General features: G+C 63.6%; 17 protein-coding genes. 5 read left to right on the forward strand and 12 right to left on the reverse strand.

Annotation, left to right across the window (positions count from 1 at the left end; all coding sequences use genetic code 11):
- Positions 1-239: 239 nt before the first annotated feature.
- Positions 240-1,334, reverse strand: a complete 1,095-nt coding sequence (gene zapE / locus RT131_RS06335) for a cell division protein ZapE (RefSeq protein WP_313171248.1) — start codon at positions 1,332-1,334, stop codon at positions 240-242.
- 2 nt (positions 1,335-1,336) lie between these two features.
- Positions 1,337-2,008: an alpha/beta fold hydrolase gene (locus RT131_RS06340; protein WP_313171250.1), complete on the reverse strand. Its 672-nt coding sequence runs from the start codon at positions 2,006-2,008 to the stop codon at positions 1,337-1,339.
- Positions 2,009-2,070: 62 nt separating this feature from the next.
- On the opposite strand from RT131_RS06340, the gene RT131_RS06345 reads away from it, so the two are divergent.
- A complete protein-coding gene (locus RT131_RS06345) occupies positions 2,071-2,931 on the forward strand; it encodes an EamA family transporter (RefSeq protein ID WP_313171252.1) in 861 nt (286 codons plus the stop codon).
- 219 nt (positions 2,932-3,150) lie between these two features.
- On the opposite strand, the gene RT131_RS06350 is transcribed toward RT131_RS06345, so the two are convergent.
- The 3 genes from RT131_RS06350 to RT131_RS06360 all read right to left on the reverse strand — a co-directional run bounded on the left by RT131_RS06350 (position 3,151) and on the right by RT131_RS06360 (position 6,264).
- Positions 3,151-4,884 (reverse strand): ExeM/NucH family extracellular endonuclease, encoded by a 1,734-nt coding sequence (locus RT131_RS06350; protein ID WP_313171254.1) that lies wholly within the window; start codon positions 4,882-4,884, stop codon positions 3,151-3,153.
- A gap of 108 nt (positions 4,885-4,992) precedes the next feature.
- Positions 4,993-5,511, reverse strand: coding sequence for a c-type cytochrome (locus RT131_RS06355; RefSeq protein ID WP_313171256.1), 519 nt, complete (start codon positions 5,509-5,511; stop codon positions 4,993-4,995).
- A 135-nt stretch (positions 5,512-5,646) separates the two neighbouring features.
- Positions 5,647-6,264, reverse strand: a complete 618-nt coding sequence (locus tag RT131_RS06360; RefSeq protein ID WP_313171258.1) for a TetR/AcrR family transcriptional regulator — start codon at positions 6,262-6,264, stop codon at positions 5,647-5,649.
- A gap of 144 nt (positions 6,265-6,408) precedes the next feature.
- Here RT131_RS06360 and RT131_RS06365 point away from each other — a divergent pair, with 144 nt between their 5' ends.
- Positions 6,409-7,572: an isovaleryl-CoA dehydrogenase gene (locus tag RT131_RS06365; RefSeq protein ID WP_313171260.1), complete on the forward strand. Its 1,164-nt coding sequence runs from the start codon at positions 6,409-6,411 to the stop codon at positions 7,570-7,572.
- A gap of 112 nt (positions 7,573-7,684) precedes the next feature.
- Here RT131_RS06365 and RT131_RS06370 read toward each other — a convergent pair whose 3' ends face one another.
- Positions 7,685-7,855, reverse strand: a complete 171-nt coding sequence (locus tag RT131_RS06370; protein WP_313171262.1) for a hypothetical protein — start codon at positions 7,853-7,855, stop codon at positions 7,685-7,687.
- On the opposite strand from RT131_RS06370, the gene RT131_RS06375 reads away from it, so the two are divergent.
- The gene (locus RT131_RS06375; protein ID WP_313171264.1) at positions 7,854-9,464 is read left to right on the forward strand and encodes a carboxyl transferase domain-containing protein; all 1,611 of its coding nucleotides are present in this window, start codon (positions 7,854-7,856) and stop codon (positions 9,462-9,464) included. The genes RT131_RS06370 and RT131_RS06375 overlap by 2 nt on opposite strands.
- A gap of 386 nt (positions 9,465-9,850) precedes the next feature.
- Positions 9,851-11,818 carry an acetyl/propionyl/methylcrotonyl-CoA carboxylase subunit alpha gene (locus RT131_RS06380; protein WP_313171266.1) on the forward strand — a complete coding sequence of 656 codons (1,968 nt, stop codon included), beginning with the start codon at positions 9,851-9,853 and terminating at the stop codon, positions 11,816-11,818.
- Between the two features lie 33 nt (positions 11,819-11,851).
- Here the strand turns inward: RT131_RS06380 and RT131_RS06385 are convergent, their stop codons facing one another.
- Together RT131_RS06385 and RT131_RS06390 are read right to left on the reverse strand one after the other, a co-directional pair.
- Positions 11,852-13,021 carry a putative peptide maturation dehydrogenase gene (locus RT131_RS06385; RefSeq protein ID WP_313171267.1) on the reverse strand — a complete coding sequence of 390 codons (1,170 nt, stop codon included), beginning with the start codon at positions 13,019-13,021 and terminating at the stop codon, positions 11,852-11,854.
- A 156-nt stretch (positions 13,022-13,177) separates the two neighbouring features.
- Positions 13,178-13,495: an NHLP-related RiPP peptide gene (locus RT131_RS06390; RefSeq protein WP_313171269.1), complete on the reverse strand. Its 318-nt coding sequence runs from the start codon at positions 13,493-13,495 to the stop codon at positions 13,178-13,180.
- 223 nt (positions 13,496-13,718) lie between these two features.
- On the opposite strand from RT131_RS06390, the gene RT131_RS06395 reads away from it, so the two are divergent.
- The gene (locus RT131_RS06395; RefSeq protein WP_313171270.1) at positions 13,719-14,012 is read left to right on the forward strand and encodes an NHLP-related RiPP peptide; all 294 of its coding nucleotides are present in this window, start codon (positions 13,719-13,721) and stop codon (positions 14,010-14,012) included.
- On the opposite strand, the gene RT131_RS06400 is transcribed toward RT131_RS06395, so the two are convergent.
- From RT131_RS06400 to aceB, 4 genes are all read right to left on the reverse strand, one after another.
- Positions 13,998-16,511, reverse strand: coding sequence for a putative peptide modification system cyclase (locus tag RT131_RS06400; RefSeq protein ID WP_313171271.1), 2,514 nt, complete (start codon positions 16,509-16,511; stop codon positions 13,998-14,000). The two genes, RT131_RS06395 and RT131_RS06400, sit on opposite strands and share 15 nt — an antisense overlap.
- Positions 16,512-16,542: 31 nt before the next feature.
- Positions 16,543-17,562, reverse strand: coding sequence for a GGDEF domain-containing protein (locus tag RT131_RS06405; protein WP_313171273.1), 1,020 nt, complete (start codon positions 17,560-17,562; stop codon positions 16,543-16,545).
- 170 nt (positions 17,563-17,732) lie between these two features.
- Positions 17,733-19,064, reverse strand: coding sequence for an isocitrate lyase (gene aceA / locus RT131_RS06410; protein WP_313171275.1), 1,332 nt, complete (start codon positions 19,062-19,064; stop codon positions 17,733-17,735).
- A 43-nt stretch (positions 19,065-19,107) separates the two neighbouring features.
- Positions 19,108-20,751, reverse strand: coding sequence for a malate synthase A (gene aceB / locus RT131_RS06415; protein ID WP_313171277.1), 1,644 nt, complete (start codon positions 20,749-20,751; stop codon positions 19,108-19,110).
- Between the last annotated feature and the right edge of the window lie 92 nt (positions 20,752-20,843).

A 20,843-nucleotide genomic window follows, 5' to 3' on the forward strand; every position in this document is an offset into this window, starting at 1 on the left:
ACGGGAGAGGGGCTTGAAGCTGTAGTGCCGAGCCATGCTCGGCAGAGGCTTTACCAGCGAAGAAGCTGCCCTCACCCCAACCCCTCTCCCGTAAACGGGAGAGGGGCTTGAAGCTGTAGTGCCGAGCCATGCTCGGCAGAGGCTTTACCGGGAATGCCCTTGCCGAGCATGGCTCGGCACTACATTGGGATTGCTGGGAATGCCCCTTGCCGAGCATGGCTCGGCACTACCGATGGATATCAATTCCGGTGGGCGGTGCCCAGGTATTCGGCGCTCTGCATCTCGATCAGGCGGCTGGCAGTGCGCTCGAAGGCGCCGGCCAGGCGGGTGCCGCTGTACAGCAGGGGCGGTGCGTCCTGGGCGGTGCAGACCAGGTTGACCTGACGGTCGTACAGCTCATCGATCAGGTTGACGAAGCGGCGCGCGGCATCTTCATTCATGCGATCGAAATGCGGGATGCCACCCAGCAGCACGGTGGTGAACTCGCGGGCGATCTCGATGTAGTCCGACGGCCCACGCGGGCCTTCGCACAAAGCTGCGAAATCAAACCAGGCAATGCTCTTGCCACGGCCACGCACCGGGATCTTGCGGCCTTCGATCTGGATGTTGCCGCCGCGTGCTTCTTCGGCACCGCTCAACTCCTTCCAGCGTCCGCCCAACCACGCATCACTCTCACTATCGAGCGGCGCACGGTATACCGGCGAGCGGGTCAGCGCGCGCATGCGGTAATCCTCGGTGCCCTCGGCATACAACTCGACGCAATACTTCTCCAGCAAGGCAATCGCCGGCAGGAAGCTGTCGCGCTGCAGGCCGTTGAGATAGAGGTTTTCCACCGCCGTATTGGACGTGGTCACCAGAGTCACGCCCTCGGCGAACAGCCGCTCCAGCAAGCGTCCCAACAGCATCGCATCGCCGATATCGGTGACGAAGAACTCATCCAGCACCAGCACGCGCAGCTTGTCTCTCCATTGCTGGGCGATCCTGGCCAGCGGATCGCTCTGGCCCTGGTGCTCATGCAGCTGCTCGTGGATGCCACGCATGAAACGATGGAAGTGGGTGCGGTACTTCTGCTCGATCGGCAGGCCGTCGTAGAACAGGTCGACCAGGAAGGTCTTGCCGCGGCCAACACCGCCCCAGAAGTACAGGCCCTTTACCGGCTCGGGCTTCTTCCAGAACGCGGACAGGCGGTCCAGCCAGCCGTCCTGCGCACTGTCGACGATGGCCAGATGGATGCGGTCCAGCTCGGCCAGCGCGGCATGCTGGGCAACATCGTCGCGCCAATCGCCGCGGGCCACGCCGGCGGCGTAGCGTTGTGAGGGGGTCATTGCATCCATGCTCAGTTGCTGCCGTCGGGCAGCCAGCGCCGCACTTCGTGCTGGATGGCGCCGCGCAGGTCGATCAACTTGCGGTGGAAGAAATGCGAGGTATCCGGCATGCGCACCAGCTGCGGCGGGTTCGGCAGTGATTCCAGCCACTGGTACACGCCCTGCGCGTCGACCACTTCGTCGGCATCACCCTGCACCACCAGCCAGTTGGCCGGCGGCTGCACTTCGGAAAAATCCCAGGTGCGGCGGCCCACCGGCGGCGCGATCGAGATCAAGGCCTGCGGCTGCAGCTGCGCGGCGGCGCGCAGCGACACATAGGCGCCGAAGCTGAAACCGGCCAGCCACAGCGCGGCATCCGGGCGCTCGCTGCGCACCCAGTTGACCACCGCACGCAGGTCATCGGCTTCGCCTTCACCATTGTCGTAGGTGCCGACCGAGGCACCGACGCTGCGGAAGTTGAAACGCACCGTGGTGATGCCCAGGTCGCGCAGCGCGCGCGATACCATCGTCACCACCTTGTTGTGCATGCTGCCACCCTCGATGGACAGCGGGTGGCAGATGACGGCGATGATCGGACGCGCGGCGGTCTCGCCATCAGGCAGGTCGACGCCGACTTCCAGCGGACCGGCCGGGCCGTCCAGCATCAGCGTCGCCGATTCGTGGGGGAATGGGAGAGTTTGCATACGGCCATAATAGCGGCCCCGTCCGGCGGCTTCACGCCCGCCCTTCACAACTGCCCCAATCCATGCATTTCCTTGTCCTGAGTGTGATCTGCAGTGTTCTGGTATCGGTGCTGCTGAAACTGGCACCGCGTCGTGGCGTCGATATCGCCCAGGCGGTGACCTGGAACTACCTCGCCGCCAGCGTGCTGTCGCTGCTGTTGCTCAAGCCGTCGCTGCAGTCGCTGCAGAGCGGGCACACGCCGTGGTTGGCGTTGCTTGGCCTGGCCGTGGCCTTGCCCGGCATCTTCCTGGTGCTGGCCCGCGCGGTGCGCGAGGCCGGCATCGTGCGCAGCGACGTGGCCCAGCGGCTGTCCTTGCTGCTGTCACTGGCGGCCGCCTTTCTGCTGTTCGGCGAACAGGCCAACGGCTGGAAACTGGCCGGGTTGGGACTGGGCTTGCTGGCGATTGTCGGTGTGACCGCGCGCGATGGCGGCAGCGCCGAACGCTCGCGTTCAAGCTGGGGCTGGTTGCTTGGAGTCTGGGCCGGCTTTGCCTTGATCGACATCCTGCTCAAACAAGTTGCAGCGGCCGGCACGCCATCCACCGCGGCCTTGCTGGTGAGCTTCGGCATCGCCTTCGTATTGATGCTGGTTTGGCAGCTGCAGCGGCATGTCAGCGGCAACAGCCGGCTGACGCTGGGCAATCTCGGTTTTGGCCTGCTGCTCGGGCTGCTCAACTTCGGCAACATCCTGTTTTACGTGCGGGCGCACCAGGCGCTGCCACACAGCCCGGCGACGATTTTCGCGGGCATGAATATTGGCGTGGTGTGTCTGGGTGCGCTGGTCGGCGTGCTGGTGTTTGGTGAGAAGACCAGCGTGTGGAATCGGCTTGGCCTGGCGCTGGCGGTGGTGGCGATTGGCCTGATTGCGCGCGGGACGCTTTAGAGACAGGAGTGAGTGAAGAGGAGTGAGGAGTGAGATACAAGCTGCTGCCCTCATTGCTCCGGCTCAGGCTTGCGCTGACGGTGCGCGGGAGTTTCGGGTTATGAACGGATGGAAGGGAGCGAGAAGTGAGAGACAGGCAGAAAGCGAGCAGCTCGCTGCTTTTCTCACTCCTCACTCCTCTTCACTCACTCCTCACTCCTCTTCACTCACTCCTGGCCCTCAGGGCTCAAACCCCAGCAACAACGGATCATGGTCCGAGCTGCGCCACGGCCCCGGTACATTGCGGCCCTGGTAACCCACCTCGTCCGCCTCATCGGCATTGATATGCCACTCGGCCGCACCCTTCAGCCGCGCCGCCATGCCCGGGCTGAGCAAGGCGTGATCCAGGCGACCGGTCAAACCGTTGTAGACGTAGCTGTAAGGCTGCTGCACGCCAGCCACCTTGAACGCGTCCTGCCAGCCATCGGCATTCAAGGTGCGGATCGGGTCTTCCATTGCATAGGCGTTGAAGTCGCCCAGCAACACCGCATCACGGCTGCCGGTACCGGTCGGATCTTCCTGCAGCCAGCTGTGCAGCAGCTTGGCGGATTCCACGCGGGTGGCGTTCCAGCAACCCTGGCCGTCATTGCGATCAGCATTCTCGCCACTCGCTTCCGAGCAGCCCTTGGACTTGAAGTGGTTGGCCACCACCACGAACGGCGTGCCCTTGCGGCCCATGCGGAAGGCCTGCGCCAACGGCACGCGGCTGCGCTCGCCGAACGGCTCGCGCTCCAGCACCGCCGGCTTGCCGACCGGGCTCACCCTTGAGGCGCGGTAGATGATGCCGACACGGATCGGGTTGTCGCCCGGGCCCTTGCCGGCATCGACGAAGCGCCAGTCGCCCTCCTTGCCCTGCGCCGCATTGAGCGCGCGCACCAGCTGATCGATCGCCGAGCCCGGGCCGTAGCCGTCGTTCTCCAGTTCCATCAGCGCGGCAACATCGGCATTGAGGCTGCCGATGGTGGTGATCAGCTTGGCCTGCTGCGCCGCCTGCTGTTCGGCGGTCTTGGCGCCGCGCAAGGTCGGATAGCCGCCGCCCTTGCCGTCGCCATTGAAGTAATTCTCCAGATTGAACGCTGCGATGCGCAGGCCGCCAGCCACCGTCGGTGGCTGCTGCGGACGCTCGGCATCCACCACGACCGGAGCGGTCAGCTGCAGCCGATAGCCGCCATCGAAACGCTGGTCGACGATGCCCTGCACGTCGCGCAGCTGCGCGCCGCTGCGCAGCAGCTGGTCCGGCGCCAGATACGGCACCGCACCCGGATCGCGCTTGCCGCTGGCATCGTCCAGGCGCAGGCGACGGCGGTTGTTGTCGGCAATCACCGCGGCTTGTTCGGGGCTGCCGGCGGCGGCCACTTCGCTGGGCTGCCACAGGCGGCCGCCGAAGGCAGCGGTCAGTTCGCCGTAGCGCGAGAGCTGGTCCTGGCCAGCCACGGTCAGGCCGGTCGGAATGCGCACCTGCATGCCTTCCAATGCTTCCCAGTTGGCGGGGACATCGGTCAACACCAGCGGCGCCGGTACGGGCCGCGCTGCAGCCGGGTTGACGGTCTGGGCCTGCAGCGTGGTCAGGCCCTGCTCGCTCTTGCCGGCGGCCTGCTCTTCGACGGTGCCGGTAATGCGCAGCCACTGGCCGACCTGCACGGTCTGCTCCTTGGGCAGGCGCACGAACATGGCATCGGAAGTGGCGGTATCAGCATCTCCTGCGTCCTGCACGAAGATGCCGCCCAGGCCATCGCGCATATCGGCGGTCACCGCGCCCTCGATGGTGACGGTCTTGCCCGCGTACGGGCTGTGACCGGTCGTGCCCTGCACGCTGCCGATCGGCAGTACAACGGGCCTGGAGGGGGCAGCCAGCGCCGCGCCGGAACAGGCGGCAGCCAAGGCCAGGGCAAGCAAGCTAGGGGTACAACGCATGGACGCACTCCGGGGAAGACGGAAACACAAAGCGCCGCCCTGGTGGGGCGGCGCCGGCTATTCTGCAGCAATCGGGCCTGTTGCCAGCTGCGTGAGTCTGGCGGCTTTCTATTTCAGATTGGCCAGCATCCAGTCCACAGTGGCGTGGATCTGCTCCTCGCTGAGCCCAGCATTGCCGCCCTTGGGCGGCATGATGCCGCCGTCCGGGCCGGTATAGCCCTCGATGGCGTGTTTGTAGAGGGTGTCCTTGCCCTGTGCCAGGCGCTGATCCCAGTGGCTGTGGTCCAGGGTCGGTGCTTTGCCAACGCCGGTGGTGTGGCAGGCGGTGCACAGGCTGTCGAAGATGGTCTTGCCGTCCAGGGTGCCACCGTAGGCCCCGCTGGCTGCTGCCGCAGCGGCAGCTGCTGCTGAAGCGGCAGCCTGTGCCGATGCCCCGGTGGCGCCGGCGTACACCGCACCAATGGGGGCGATGCGTTCCTCGATGCGTTTGGTCGCGGTCGGCGACACTTCCTTGGGAATGACGTGCTGCAGGTAGGACGCGAAGATGATCAAGCCAACCGTGATGACGGCCAGGATGGCGATCACGATGGAAAAGCGTTTCAGGAACTCAAGGTCGTAATTCCGCACGTCTCATCACCCCGGGCGAGTTGTCGGTGGACCAGCAGCTGCTGGGCGAGTATAGACCAGCGTCCGCCCGCTCCCGCAATGCCCTGAACGCGCACACAAGTGCGGCATTGCAGCATCCCGCAGGGCTTACAGCACTCACTGCGGCATCGGCGCACCGGCTGCGCGCAGGCACAGCGCACTGATCGCAGCGACCAGGTGTTCGCCATCGCGCAGGCCGTCACGGCTGGGCGCGGTCGGCCCAACCAGGGCTTCGGTGAAGGCACCGACGATGCAGGCCGCGCTGATCTCCAGGTCCTGCGCCGGCAGCTCGCCAGCGCGTACGCCGTCTTCAAGGATGCGCTTGAACACGTCACCGAACAGACGCCGGCAGCGGATGCGCTCGGCCTCCACTTCCGGGTCCACCGGCTCGGCGATGAAGGCATAGGCCAGGCCCGGGCCGGCCATGGCGCGGCGCACGAACGAGGCTACCGCCAGCTGCAGCCGCTGCGGCGCCGGCAGGGGCTGATCGGCAATGGCGGCGAGGATCTCCAGCTCGTGTTCCACGGCGAAGGTCAGCACCTCCACGAACAGCTCGGCCTTGGACGGGAAATGCCGGTAGATCAACCCGGTCGAGACCCCCGCCTCGGCCGCCACGGCGGTGATCGGCGCATTGCGATAGCCACCTGCGGCGACCAGCCGGCGGGCGGCGACCAGGATCCGCTCGCGGTTGCCCGCCAGCCGTTTTTCCATCAATTCCGAGCGCTTGTAAGCCATTTGTTGATTCTATGTTCAATTTTTGAATTTGTATTCACTTTTTGTCCGGGAGCCGCTAGGCTGCGCGCAAACGCCCGTGCCGACGGCCTGCCCGTCTCCCCAACCCGGGGCGCCCCTTATCGCCAAGCAGTACCGGAGCCAGCCATGCACGTCCCCACCCTGAATTTTGATCTGGGCGAAGAAATCGACATGTTGCGCGAAAGCGTGGCGCAGTTTGCCGCCGCCCACATCGCGCCACTGGCCGCCGAAGCCGACGCCAGCAACCACTTCCCCAACCAGCTCTGGCGCCAGCTCGGCGAGCAGGGCCTGCTGGGCATGACCGTGGAAGAAGAATACGGCGGCAGCGGCATGGGCTACCTGGCGCATGTGGTGGCGATGGAGGAAATCTCGCGTGCTTCCGGCGGCATCGGCCTGTCCTATGGCGCGCATTCCAACCTGTGCCTCAACCAGCTGCGCAAGAACGCCAGCGAAGCGCAGAAGCACAAATACCTGCCCAAGCTGTGCAGTGGCGAACACGTCGGCGCGCTGGCAATGAGCGAGCCGGGTGCCGGTTCGGACGTGGTATCGATGAAGCTGCGCGCCGAGCTGCGCGGTGATCACTACGTGCTCAACGGCAACAAGATGTGGATCACCAATGGTCCCGATGCCGACGTGCTGGTGGTCTATGCCAAGACCGACCCGGATGCGGGCTCACGCGGCATCACCGCCTTCATCATCGAGAAGGGCATGAAGGGCTTCTCCACCGCGCAGAAGCTGGACAAGCTGGGCATGCGCTCGTCCAACACCTGCGAGCTGGTGTTCCAGGATTGCGAAGTGCCGGTCGAGAACGTGCTGGGTGCAGTTGGTGGTGGGGTCAAGGTGCTGATGTCCGGCCTGGACTACGAGCGCGTGGTGTTGTCGGGCGGCCCGCTGGGCCTGATGTCGGCGGCGCTGGATGTGGTGCTGCCCTATGTGCATGAGCGCAAGCAGTTTGGCGAAGCCATCGGCAGCTTCCAGCTGATCCAGGCCAAGTTGGCCGACATGTATGTCGGCCTCAATGCCTGCCGCGCCTATGTGTATGCGGTGGCCAAGGCCTGCGACCAGGGCCGTACCACCCGCCAGGACGCGGCCGGCGCCATCCTGTATTCGGCCGAGAAGGCAACCTGGGCGGCAGGTGAAGCCATCCAGATCCTCGGCGGCAACGGCTATATCAACGAGTACCCGGCCGGGCGCTTGTGGCGTGATGCCAAGTTGTATGAGATTGGTGCCGGTACTTCGGAAATCCGCCGCATGTTGATTGGGCGCGAGTTGTTCCAGAAGACCGCATGAATGACACAAAGCAGAATCAAAGCGGAATAGAAGCCCCTCTCCCGCCTGCGGGAGAGGGGTTGGGGTGAGGGGAAGCTCCTGGCAAGCAGGCCCAATGCTTTAGAAGCTTCCCTCATCCGCCCCTGCGGGGCACCTTCTCCCGCAAGCGGGAGAAGGGACGCAACAGCAACAGCAGAGCAACGGCAAAAGCAAAAGCCAAGCAACAGCAAAGCAACAGCAAAAACAAAAGCCCTGCTGCCATGTTTCCGCGCAGACAAGCTCCAGAATCCAGGACCTCGGCCATGACCGTACTCACCTCCCAGCTGCAACCCGGCAGTGACAGCTTCGAAGCCAACCGCGCCGCGATGCAGGCCCAGGTCGACGACCTGCGCGCAACACTGGAAGCCACCGCGCGCGGCGGCAGCGATGCAGCCCGGGCCAAGCACAGTGCGCGCGGCAAGCTGTTGGTGCGCGAGCGCATCGACGCCCTGCTCGATCCCGGCAGCCCCTTCCTGGAGGTCGCGCCGCTGGCCGCGCACGGCATGTATGCCGATCCGGTGCCCGGCGCCGGCATGGTCGCGGGCATCGGTCGCGTCTCCGGGGTGGAATGCCTGATCGTTGCCAACGATGCCACCGTCAAGGGCGGCACCTACTACCCGGTGACGGTGAAGAAGCATCTGCGTGCACAGGAAATCGCCCAGCAGAACCGCCTGCCCTGCATCTACCTGGTCGACTCCGGCGGTGCCTTCCTGCCGCTGCAGGATGAGGTCTTCCCCGACCGCGATCATTTCGGCCGCATTTTCTACAACCAGGCCAACCTGTCGGCACAGGGCATCCCGCAGATCGCCTGCGTGATGGGCAGCTGCACGGCCGGCGGCGCCTACGTGCCGGCAATGAGCGATGAAACCGTCATCGTCAAGGAACAGGGCACCATCTTCCTCGGCGGCCCGCCGCTGGTGAAGGCCGCCACCGGCGAAGTGGTCAGCGCCGAAGAACTCGGCGGTGCCGACGTGCATACGCGCATCTCCGGTGTTGCCGACCACATGGCCGACAACGATCTGCAGGCGCTGGCACGGGTGCGTTCGATCATCGCCAACCTGAACTGGCGCAGGCCCGACGCAGGCGTTGCGCTGCAGCCCAGCGAGGCACCGCTGTTCGACGCGCGGGAACTGTACGGGGTGATTCCCAGCGACACCCGCAAGCCCTATGACGTGCGCGAGGTGATCGCTCGCATCGTCGACGGCTCGCGTTTCGATGAGTTCAAGCCACGCTATGGCAACACGCTGGTCACCGGCTTCGCGCATGTGCATGGCCATCCGGTCGGCATCATCGCCAACAATGGCATCCTGTTCTCGGAGTCCGCGCTGAAGGGCGCGCATTTCATCGAGCTGTGCTGCCAGCGCAATATCCCGTTGCTGTTCCTGCAGAACATCACCGGCTTCATGGTCGGCCGCAAGTACGAGCACGGCGGCATCGCCAAGGACGGCGCCAAGCTCGTCATGGCGGTGGCCAATGCGCGCGTGCCGAAGTACACGGTGGTGATCGGCGGTTCCTTCGGCGCCGGCAATTACGGCATGTGCGGGCGCGCGTATTCGCCGCATTTCCTGTGGATGTGGCCGAATGCGCGCATCGGGGTGATGGGCGGTGAGCAGGCGGCGAGTGTGTTGGCCACGGTCAAGCGTGATGGTATCGAGGCCAAGGGGGGGGCGTGGTCGGCTGATGAGGAGGATGCGTTCAAGCAGCCGATCCGTGATCAGTTCGAGTCGCAGGGTCATCCGTATTATGCGAGTGCGCGTTTGTGGGATGACGGGGTGATTGATCCGGCGGATACGCGCAGGGTGCTTGGGTTGGCCTTGGCTGCCAGTCTCAATGCGCCTGTGCAGGACACGCGGTTTGGTGTGTTCCGGATGTGATGGCGTGAACATCGCTCTGACAGCAACAGCAAAGGCTTTCACTCCCCTACGGGGAGCGAGTCACTTTTCTTTGCTTGTGCAAAGAAGAAGTAACCAAAAGAAGCGCCCTTTCAACAGCCGAATGGCTGGTCAAGCACACCCTGCCTTCGCGCCCACGATGCTACGCATCGCGGGTCCACTCCGCCGGCAGGATTTTTCGACGAGACATCCCTGTCTCGTCGAAAAACGACGCACATCCTTGTGCGCCGCCCCTTCGGGGTCTTGTCCGCCGGCTCCGTCGCTACGGAAGGGGACCCGAAAATCAAAGTCACAAGCCAGAGCAAAGCCCGGCCCCCTAGCCTCCGCTTTTCGCCACGCCACCGCCACGGCACTCAACGGATAAAACCATGTTCAACAAAATCCTGATCGCCAATCGTGGTGAAATCGCCTGCCGTGTTATTGCTACCTGCCGTCGCCTTGGCATCGCTACCGTAGCGGTGTATTCGGATGCCGATCGCAATGCGCGACATGTACGCCTGGCCGATGAAGCCATCCATATTGGCGCAGCGCCCGCTGCCGAGAGCTATCTGCGCGCCGAGGTCATTCTCGATGCTGCGCGGCGCAGCGGTGCGCAGGCCATCCATCCGGGTTATGGCTTTCTGTCCGAGAACGCAGGCTTCGCGCGTGCCTGTGATGCTGCTGGCATCGTCTTCATCGGGCCGCCAGCCAGCGCCATCGATGCGATGGGCGACAAGAGCTCGGCCAAGGCATTGATGCAGACCGCCAACGTGCCGCTGACGCCGGGCTATCACGGCGAGCGGCAGGAGCCCGAGTTCCTGCGCGCGCAGGCCGATGCGATTGGTTACCCGGTGCTGATCAAGGCCAGCGCCGGCGGTGGTGGCAAGGGCATGCGCAAGGTCGAGGCCAGTGCCGACTTTGAAGCCGCGTTGGCCAGCTGCCAGCGTGAGGCGCAGGCGTCGTTCGGCAATGCACATGTGCTGGTGGAGAAGTACGTCGAGCGCCCACGCCATATCGAGATCCAGGTATTCGGCGATAGTCACGGCAACGTGGTCTATCTGTTCGAGCGCGACTGCTCCGTGCAGCGCCGCCACCAGAAGGTGTTGGAAGAAGCACCCGCGCCCGGCATGACCGCCGAACGTCGCGCCGCAATGGGCAAGGCGGCTACCGATGCCGCACGCGCAGTCGGTTACGTCGGCGCCGGCACGGTGGAGTTCATCGCCGGGCCGGATGGCGACTTCTATTTCATGGAAATGAACACCCGCCTGCAGGTCGAGCACCCGGTCACCGAGTTGATCACCGGCACCGATCTGGTCGAGTGGCAGCTGCGCGTGGCCGCAGGTCAGCCGCTGCCGAAGGCACAGGAGCAACTGCAGATCCACGGTCACGCGATCGAGGCACGGCTATACGCCGAAGACGCCGACCGCAGCTTCCTGCCTTCGACCGGTACGCTGCGCCATCTGCATCTGCCACAGCCCAGCGCCAATGTGCGTGTGGACGCCGGTGTCGAGCAAGGTGATGCAATCACTCCGTACTACGATCCGATGATCACCAAGCTGATCGTATGGGACGTGGACCGTGCCAGCGCCTTGCAGCGCATGCAGCAGGCGCTGGGCCAATGCCAGGTCGTCGGTGTGACCACCAATGCCGCCTTCCTGCGTCGACTGGTGCTGACCGACTCGTTCCGTAACGCCAACCTCGATACCGCCTTGATCGATCGCGAGCGTGAGGCGCTGGATATCCATCACGTTGCTGCCAGTGACAATGACTGGGCGCTGGCGGCCGTGCTCGCTGTAACCAACGATACGCCGCACGACAACGACGCATCTCCGTGGGCTATCGCCGACAGCTGGCGCCTTACCGGCCCCGCAGCACGCTTGGTGACGCTGGAACACCTGGAGCAGCGCAAGCAGCTGCAGGTGCGCGACAGCGTTAACGGCTGGCACGTGCAGGCCGGCGACGCATCAATCAGCGTGACTGGAAAAGCCGACAGCACTGGCTACGCCCTGCAGCTGAGTGAACGCCTGCAACGCGGCAACGCGATCCGCGAAGGCAATACGCTGTACGTCTTCGGCAACGAACAGCAGCGCTTCAACATCCACGACCCGGTCGCCGAAGCCGACAACAACAACGACCACGGCGGCAGCCTGCTGGCACCGATGCCCGGCCGCGTCGTCACCCTGCTTGTGCAACCGGGCAGCACGGTCAGCCGCGGCACGCCACTGCTGGTGATGGAAGCGATGAAGATGGAACACACCCTGCAGGCGCCGGGTGACGGCACCGTGCATGGCTTCCGCGCCAAGGCCGGCGACCAGGTCGCCGATGGCGCGGTGCTGGTAGATTTCGAGGCGGGCTGATTGCCCGTCAATAGCGCATCAAGATACTCACGATCAAACGGCGGACACCCGCTGCCAGATCCGGCCTGCAGGGTCCAACTCAACGTTCTTCATCTCGGCGGAGCGCCAACCAAAGCCACAAACGGCCAATACGCCGTAGTCCATAGGGTCCAAGCCCAACACCTTTTCCATCTCGACCTCGTTGACGGCTGCGGTTACAAACGCACCAAGCCCCCGCGCAGTAGCTGCCGTGTAGATTGCCTGCGAGATATGGCCTGCATCCAGCACAACCACCCGATAGGCCTTCATGTGCTTGCGGTACTTCCAGAAATTCCGCTGAAATCGGCAAACGAGCGTCACCATGACCGGGGCATCTGCAAACCAATGCTGGCCAGCCACGAGTCGATGTGAGAATCCATCCAGGTCATCTGGCTGCCCCGGCACAAGCGCCAGCTCATGCGCCACCGAATGATAGTGATAGATTCCTGGCGCCAGCCCTTCGACATCGCGGGCGATGATGTACGCCTCCAAGGGATGTAGGCCCCCACCTGAAGGAACATTCTTTTTCAGGAACCGAGCGTCATGTCCGCTTTCAACCACCGCCTGGGCCATCAGTACGCCCTGCAGCATTTCAGCGAGCGAACTCAAAGAGAGCGCGCGCGAACGGTCAAAGTTCCTACAGGTAACCCGCTGCACGGGCAACATACACGCAGCATCATCGCTCAGGCGCGGCAGTGCGACAGCACCGGGCTGTCTGAGCGGCGCCTCCGGCGGCGGTGCGCCAAGCTTACGCACAAGATCCTGCGCGGTAAGCATCTGATTGCTTTCCATCTCACCGACACTATCTATTCCATCCCATCTGGAGTGCCGATAATGAATGGCTGATAGCGGCCACCAGTAGTTGTTGCGGATGCGACGGTCGGACTCGACTGCACGACCGCCAAGCCCTTCATCCAACATCATCAACCCGAGTTCAACCAAGTGCGCTACCAGTGCACCGCGCTCTGGATCTTCCGGCATTGGCGCCCATTCCTCGGCACTGCTCTCAAGCAGCAGCATGCACGCTGGCAGCTCCAAGGTGAATATCGTATCCAGATGCGCAGAATAGACGCGGATACGACGCTCGTACTCGATACCATCACCTCCGGATATCAGTGACTCCAATGAGAACACTGTCTGCTCTTCCGGAAGAACAGCAACGGCATGACAACGACGATACTTCATTGGATACCTTCTTCTGCTTCTTGCATCTTGCACAACTTCAGCAATCGGAGCATCTCCGTTCGCCAACTCCAAGCCTGGTGGAGAACGCAGCATTCCGGCAGCTATAGCGACAGAGCAAACAACATCCGGATACACCCATGGTGTCGCTGCCCTAAGTCAGGCAGCAGCTGCAACGTTTCGTTCAAGCGCCGTATCAACGAAGCAGAACGCGATCGAAAAAATACTGTTTGACGTCAAAGAGTCAATAACGCGCTCTCTGGTACAGAAAAGTACTTCAATGGAGGCGAGTTTTCCCGGCATTGAACACCGGCTTGCTGCGGCTGCAGCCTCTGGACTTATCCGCAGCATGGCTTCCGACGGGCAACGCTGGAAAACATCGCGAAAGCCCTCATCTGAGGTCAACAGATCCATCAGCTTCCTCGCGTCCGTCAAGCTAAGCGGGGACTTTTCAATCACGACCGGATGTATGCTCATTTTTAACTCCTTTTGCCCTGGATGGATCGCCAAATCGTTCCACTCACATGGATCAGCCACTGACAACGCGTGATATGCGCACGAACATGGACAACAAGCTTATTTGACTCGATTGCCCGGGTTCCGCCTAAAGTTGGCGTCCGGCCTGCCGCTACCAATCCATTGTGAATGCAAGCCCGCTATCGTCCTTCTTTGTTATCTCACCATCAACCAAGGTCGCTCCATGACTTCCAATGAAAAGAGTCCGCTCTCACACCTCGACGCGATCAAGCTCCTGGACTTGTTGATCAACGACGAAGGTTTTCGTTTGCAGTTCGAACAGGATCCTGCAACCGCGCTGCTCAAGGTCAGCGCCGAGGCTGCCGAAGCCGGAAAGCTGTGCAAAGTACCTGGCCGCCTGGCGTCAGCGGAAAAGCTTGCTTCGACAAAAACTCTTATTGCATCGGAGCTAACCGAGCGCGGGCTGTTCTACCAGCCCTACATGTTTGCGGCAGAGCCGAAATCACCGCAGATCTGATTTCCCCGCCGTTGGTCGCAGGCACCCAGCAGCCAACGGCGTTCCAAGACTGTCCCTGACATTCAAGGCCTGCAGTGGCGCCGATCCGATCCACTCGGCATAAGCGCGCCCGCGATGTTTTTGCATCCAGGATGCTTCACGCTGTTGCCCGTCCTTGTCTCCTGCATCGGCATATGCCTGAGCCAGCAAACTGTGCACCTGGAACAACTCTTCGCCGTTGACCAAGGGCTGAAGGCGCGCGACAGCCCCTGCCGCGTCACCCGACATCCTCAGCTGATTGATTTCGACCAGGTCAATCATTCGAAGCGCTGACAAATCATTGGACTCTCGGGCAGCCCGCTTCAGCGGTGGCAGCCTCTCCGTGACATTGATGCCGCTGCCCATCCGCTGGGCCGCGTAAATTGCGGCACCAGCAAGAAAGCGCCGTCCAGCAGCATCTCCGACATCCATCTCACCAGGTCCGTGCGCGAGGCGATCAAGTATCCGTCCCACTTCCCGGTTTGAGGCACAACTGCCTGCAGCAGCCTTGGTAACCAAATCGGCAACATGCATGAAATCGCACATGAATGACGATTCTGGACAAGCAGCCGCTGCCGCTTCCGAAACGGCCAACGCATCTGTATTCCGTCCTTGATCCAACGCCAGCGCAGCCGCATCCAACTTGAGCCCAGGATCCCCGGGTGGGAGCAACCGCAGCATCTCGTGCGCGCCACTTTTGTCTCCGCTGGCCGCCATCGCGGTCACCAGATAGCGACTCATGCCAGAAGCTGGAAGCGCATCCGGGTCGCGCAGCAGCAGCAACGCCGGATCGATCTGGTCCTGCGCCAAACGGATTCGGCCCAACAACCGCAGAACGCCACCCCGCTGTCCGCTTTGAGGAATATCGGCCCTGGAGGCGAACTTCGCAGCTTCGGTATAGCGCCCCAGCAAAAGTGCCGCAGCCGCGGCGTTGACATTGGCACCCTGATGATCTGGATACAGCTCAGCCAGCACTGCCCATGCCTGGAACGCCTCACTACCACTCCCCGAAAGCAGGTCAGCGCTCCATGCATCCATATAGAGCGCCTCACGCGTCGTCAACCGGCTACGAAACTCCGTCGCCGCCTCAAGCTCCTTGCGCGCATCTTCGTATCTACCGAGGTTGACCAGCGCGCGCATCTTGCCAAGACGTGCCATGGCGAAGCCACCATCGACGCGCGTCGCCACGTCAAAATACTGAATTGACTTTTCTGCCTCGCCGCTTGCATAGGCGGCTTGCGCGGCAGCATAAGCATGCAGTGCGTCAAGATTGGCCGTAGCCACTTTGGGCAGCGGAGCCGAGGACTTTTCCACGTCGGCAAGTGCCTCGCCCAGCCGACCACGTAGTTGCCCGATGACATCATCGATCGATTGCAACACCGTGGAGGTTCCAATACCACTGGAATGCACCGTATAAACAACCCTGCCGGACTCGGGTTCAACCACGTCCACCGATACCTGCAACTTTCCACTCGACTCGCGCACCACAGGTATCAGCACTGCACGCGCGCCCTCACGCACCGCAATACCGGATGCCGTCACTCGATCAATCGCGCTCCCTTCGGGCAACAGCATCCGGGTCAAGGTATCGCGCGCCTTGAGCTCACTCAGGATGTTCACATAGCGCGATTGCTCCAAGCCGATGCGAAACGCACGATTCAAACCGTCACCCAGGAGCTGGTTGTCGGTCAGATTGTTAACGTCCCCAATCACCACCCAATCCCGCTCGGCAAACGCAATGGCTGGCTCGGGCCGCACCAATACCCACGCGACTGCACCCACAGCAACCACCAGCAACAACTCGGCAACCAGTGCTGCCGGCCGCCGCCATAGCGGCAGTCGTCGCCACGCCTTGTTGGAGCGGGGTGGCATGCGCAATGGCGCGCTGCCCGCTGCGCCTACCTCAAACACTTCCTGCGGTGTCGGCAAGCCCTTGAAGTACCAGCGCCCGTGCGACTTCCATTGCAGGTTCGCACCGCGCTCGCCCAGCTCGCGTTGGCCGGCGCGCAGCAGCGCTTCCGCTACCGCAGACAACAGGATCTGATTCGGACGCGCCAACGCCATCAGCCGGGCTGCGGTGGGCTTGGCCACACCCTCCACCTCCAGCGGCTTGGCGCCGGCGGCCACCGCATCGTCATCGTTGCGCCAGAACAGCACGTCGCCTACATGGATGCCGATCCGCGCCTGCAACGGCAACTTGCGCTCTTTGCCGATCTCGGCCAGCGCATCCAGGTAGTCCAATGCAAAACCCAGGCCTTGGGTAGGCACATCGAACAGCAGGAACATGCCATCGGAACGGTCGATCAACCGCCCTTTCCAGCGCTGCAGCAGTTGCAGCGCGCGTACGTCCAGCGTGCGGAACAACTCAGCGGCGGCGGCATCACCGATCCGCGCCGTCAGCGCCACCGAATCGCAAAGATCGGTCAGCACCAGCGTCTTGAGCTGGCGATCGGATGAGAGCGGGGCAGTCGCGCTGGTCATGATCTATGCCGGGCAATCCATGCACACCGGACTATTCCCGGCACCACTGCGCGCGATTGCCGCCTTCGCGCTTTGCTTCGTACAACGCCCGGTCGGCGCGGGAATAGGAGTCGTTCCAGTGGTGATCTTCGTTGATCAACACCATGCCGATGCTCAGCGAGCAGGCGCCAATCGTCGCCCCCGGATAGGCGATCAGATGGCGCACCGCCTCCAGCACGAACTCGGCGGTGCGCGGCAGGCTTTCGGCGTCCGCATCCATCAACAGCACGCAGAACTCATCGCCACCCAGACGGCAGGCGATATCGTCCTTGCCCGCCACCGAGGCGAGGATACGGCCGAAGCACTGCAGGGCATGGTCACCGGCAAGATGCCCGTAAGAGTCGTTCAGCCCCTTGAAGTCATCGCAGTCCAGCAGCAGCAGCCCCTTCGGACGCTGACCGGAACGATGCGATTTCTGCAGGTAGGCCGTGAGCGCACGACGGTTGCTGAGCCCGGTCAGGTCATCGTTGTAGACCAGTTCGCGGGTGTGGTGCAGCTCGTGGTTGGCGCTGTACAGATTGCCCAGCGCGGTTTCCAGTTCATTGTTGCGGCGGCTGAGCTGGGCGATCAGGCGCTGCTCGCTGGAGACCACCCGCGACAAGGTACGACGCAGGAAGAACACCACCATCGCCGGGTCCTGGTCGATCAACCGATGGAAGTTGGCATGGGTGATTTCCAGCAGCACGCTGTCGCAGTTGGCGCGCGCATCACAGGAACGGGGATGGCGCTCGATCAATAGGCCAAGTTCGCCAAAGAAATCGTTGCTGCCCATGGGCTTGGGCGCCAGGCCGGCACCGAAATCCAGGCTGATGGTGCCGCTGACGATGATGAACATCGAGCTGCCCAGGTCGCCACGGCGGAACAGGACCTGGTCGGCATGCAGGGTGCGGCGAACGCCGTACTGGGCAAACAATGCGAACTCTACCGGGGACAATTGCGCACGCAGCACCGCCCCTCCCGTCGACGCAGCGACGGAAAGTTCAGACTCCAGTGCCAAACCCCCTGTTCCCATGCCGCTCATTCCCTGCCTCATGGACTGCTCGCCCATCTCAGACGAGTAATCTCGCGAGCCTATCATCAAAATAAACGGTTTTGTGACCCCCTACACCATTTGACGCCAGGCGACGCCAAAAAAAAGAAGGGGCTCGTAAGAGCCCCTTTGAAACGACCTCATCAGCGCCCTCAGGCGGCCTTTTCAGTCTGGAACTGCTCTTCCTCGGTCGACCCGGTCAGGGCGGTGACGCTGGAGGCGCCGCCCTGGATCACCGTGGTCACATCGTCGAAGTAACCGGCGCCCACTTCCTGCTGGTGCGAGACAAAGGTGTAGCCCTGCTCGCGGGCGGCGAATTCCGGCTCCTGCACCTGCTCCACGTAGTGGCGCATGCCCTCGCCCCGCGCGTAGTCGTGGGCGAACTTGAAGGTGTTGAACCAGTTGATGTGGATGCCGGCCAGGGTGATGAACTGGTACTTGTAGCCCAGCGCGGCCAGCTCGTCCTGGAACTTGGCGATGGTCTTGTCGTCCAGGTTCTTCTTCCAGTTGAACGAGGGCGAGCAGTTGTAGGACAGCAGCTTGCCGGGGCTGGCGGCGTGCACGGCCTGGGCGAACTCGCGGGCGAAGCCCAGGTCGGGGGTGCCGGTCTCGCACCACACCAGGTCGGCATGCGGGGCATAGGCCACGCCGCGACTGATCGCCTGCTCCAGGCCGTTCTTGACCCGGTAGAAGCCCTCGGCGGTGCGCTCGCCGGTGACGAACGGGGCGTCATTGGGGTCGAAGTCGCTGGTCAGCAGGTTGGCGGCCTCGGCATCGGTGCGGGCCAGCACGATGGTCGGCACGCCCAGCACATCCGCCGCCAGGCGCGCGGCGGACAGCTTCTGGATCGCCTCCTGGGTCGGTACCAGCACCTTGCCGCCCATGTGGCCACACTTCTTCACCGCCGCCAACTGGTCCTCGAAATGCACCGCGGCGGCACCGGCGGTGATCATGTTCTTCATCAGCTCATAGGCATTGAGCACGCCGCCGAAGCCGGCCTCGCCATCGGCGACGATCGGCAGGAAGAAGTCGATCGCGTCCTCGGCCTTGACCTTGCCGTCGATGATGTTCTTCCACTGGATCTCATCGGCGCGCTGGAAGGTGTTGTTGATGCGGCGGACCATGGTCGGCACCGAGTCGTAGGCGTACAGCGACTGGTCCGGGTACATGGTTTCGGAGGTATTGCCGTCGGCAGCCACCTGCCAGCCGGACAGGTACACCGCTTCCAGCCCAGCCTTGGCCTGCTGCATGGCCTGGCCGGCGCTGATCGCACCGAAGGCGTTGACGTAGCCCTTCTTCGCGCTGCCATTGACCAGTTCCCACAGGCGCTCGGCGCCGCGCTTGGCCAGGGTATGTTCCGGCTGCACGCTGCCGCGCAGGCGCACCACGTCGGCGGCACTGTAGGTGCGCTTCAGCCCCTTCCAACGCGGGTTGGTATCCCAGTCCTGCTGCAGGGCGTCGATCTGTTGCTGATAGGTGCTCATCGTGTCGTCCTCAAGTCGAATGCGTACGTAGGGGGAAGTCGGGTCAATCGATCTGCCGGTAAGCCGGCAGGGTCAGGAACTCGGCCAGGGTGTCGGCGCGGCTGAGCTGGTCGAGCAGGCCGATGGCCAGGGTGATGCGGCCGCCACCGGGCAGCGCGGAGGTGTCGCCGAGGCGCGCCGGCAGCGCGCGCAGGGTGCTGTCCAGCAACGCGAGGTCGATCGCGGTGCCGTCATCCAGATGCTGGTTGCCGGCATGCAGCCACTGCCAGATCTGGCTGCGGCTGATTTCGGCGGTGGCCGCGTCTTCCATCAGGTTGTGGATGGGCACGCAGCCGTTGCCGTCCAGCCAGGCGGCCAGGTAGCGCACGCAGACTTCGACGTTGTTCTCGAAGCCGGCGCGGGTGACGGTGCCGCTGCACGGGGCGATCAGTTCATCGCGGTTGGCCTGCACGTCACGGCGCAGCACGTGGTGCTGGTTGGGGCCGGACATGTGCTCGTCGAAGATGGCACGCGCCACCGGGATCAGCGCCGGGTGTGCCACCCAGGTGCCGTCGTGGCCGGCGGTGACCTCGCGCAGCTTGTCGGCGCGCACCCGCGCCATCGCCTGCTCGTTGGCAGCGGCGTCGTGGTTGATCGGGATCTGCGCGGCCATGCCGCCCATCGCATGTGCGCCACGGCGGTGGCAGGTCTTGATCAGCAGTTCCGAATAGGCCTTCAGGAACGGCTGGGTCATGGTCACCTGGCCGCGCTCGGGCAGCACCTTGTCGCGGTGACGGCGGAAGGTCTTCAGATAGGAAAAAATGTAATCCCAGCGACCGCAGTTCAGGCCGACGATGCGGTCGCGCAGCACGTACAAGATCTCGTCCATCTCGAACACCGCCGGCAGCGTCTCGATCAGCACGGTGACCTTGATCTGCCCCTGCGGCAGGCCCAGCATGCCTTCGATGTGCGACAGCGCGGTCTCCCACAGCGCCGCCTCTTCCATCGACTGCAGCTTGGGCAGGTAGAAGTAGGGGCCGCGGTCCTTGTCCATCAGCGTCTGCGCGTTGTGGAAGGCAAACAGCGCCGCATCGAACAGGCCGCCGGCAATCGGCTGGCCGTCGATCAGCACGTGCTTCTCGTCCAGGTGCCAGCCACGCGGGCGCACGATCAGCACCGCCTGCTCGTCGAACGGACGCAGTGTGTAGTGCTTGCCCGGCCCCTTGGCGGTGGCCGGCGCAGTGAAATCCAGGTCACCGCGCACCGCCGCCTTCATCGTCTGCTGGCCGGCCAGCACATTGCGCCAGGTCGGCGAGGTCGAATCCTCGAAGTCGGCCATGAACACCTTGGCGCCGGAGTTCAGCGCATTGATGACCATCTTCGGGTCGGTGGGCCCGGTGATCTCGACGCGGCGGTCCTGCAGCGCGGCCGGGATCGGCGCCACGCGCCAGTCCTCCTCTCGGATGGCGCGGGTATCGGCGCGGAAATCCGGCAGACCGCCCTGGTCGAAGAAGGCCTGGCGCTCGCGGCGGGCCGCCAAGCGTGCCTGCCGGCCCGGCTCCACCGCCCGGTGCAGCGATACGAGCAGGCCCAGCACGCCGGCCGGCAGCAGCGCGGACTGGCCGGCCAGCTGGGTGGTCAGGGTGATGCCCGGGGTCGGGCGGGGGGCGGACTGCGGCGTGGCGACAGCGTGGGCGACGGCGGACATCGGAAGTTCCTGCGGGTGTCGGGGAATCCAACGTGCCGCCGCAGGGAGGTATTTAACAAAACAGTTTTTGCAATGTTATCTATAAGTTGTGC

It is taken from the genome of Stenotrophomonas sp. (assembly GCF_032066555.1).
GTDB lineage: Bacteria > Pseudomonadota > Gammaproteobacteria > Xanthomonadales > Xanthomonadaceae > Stenotrophomonas.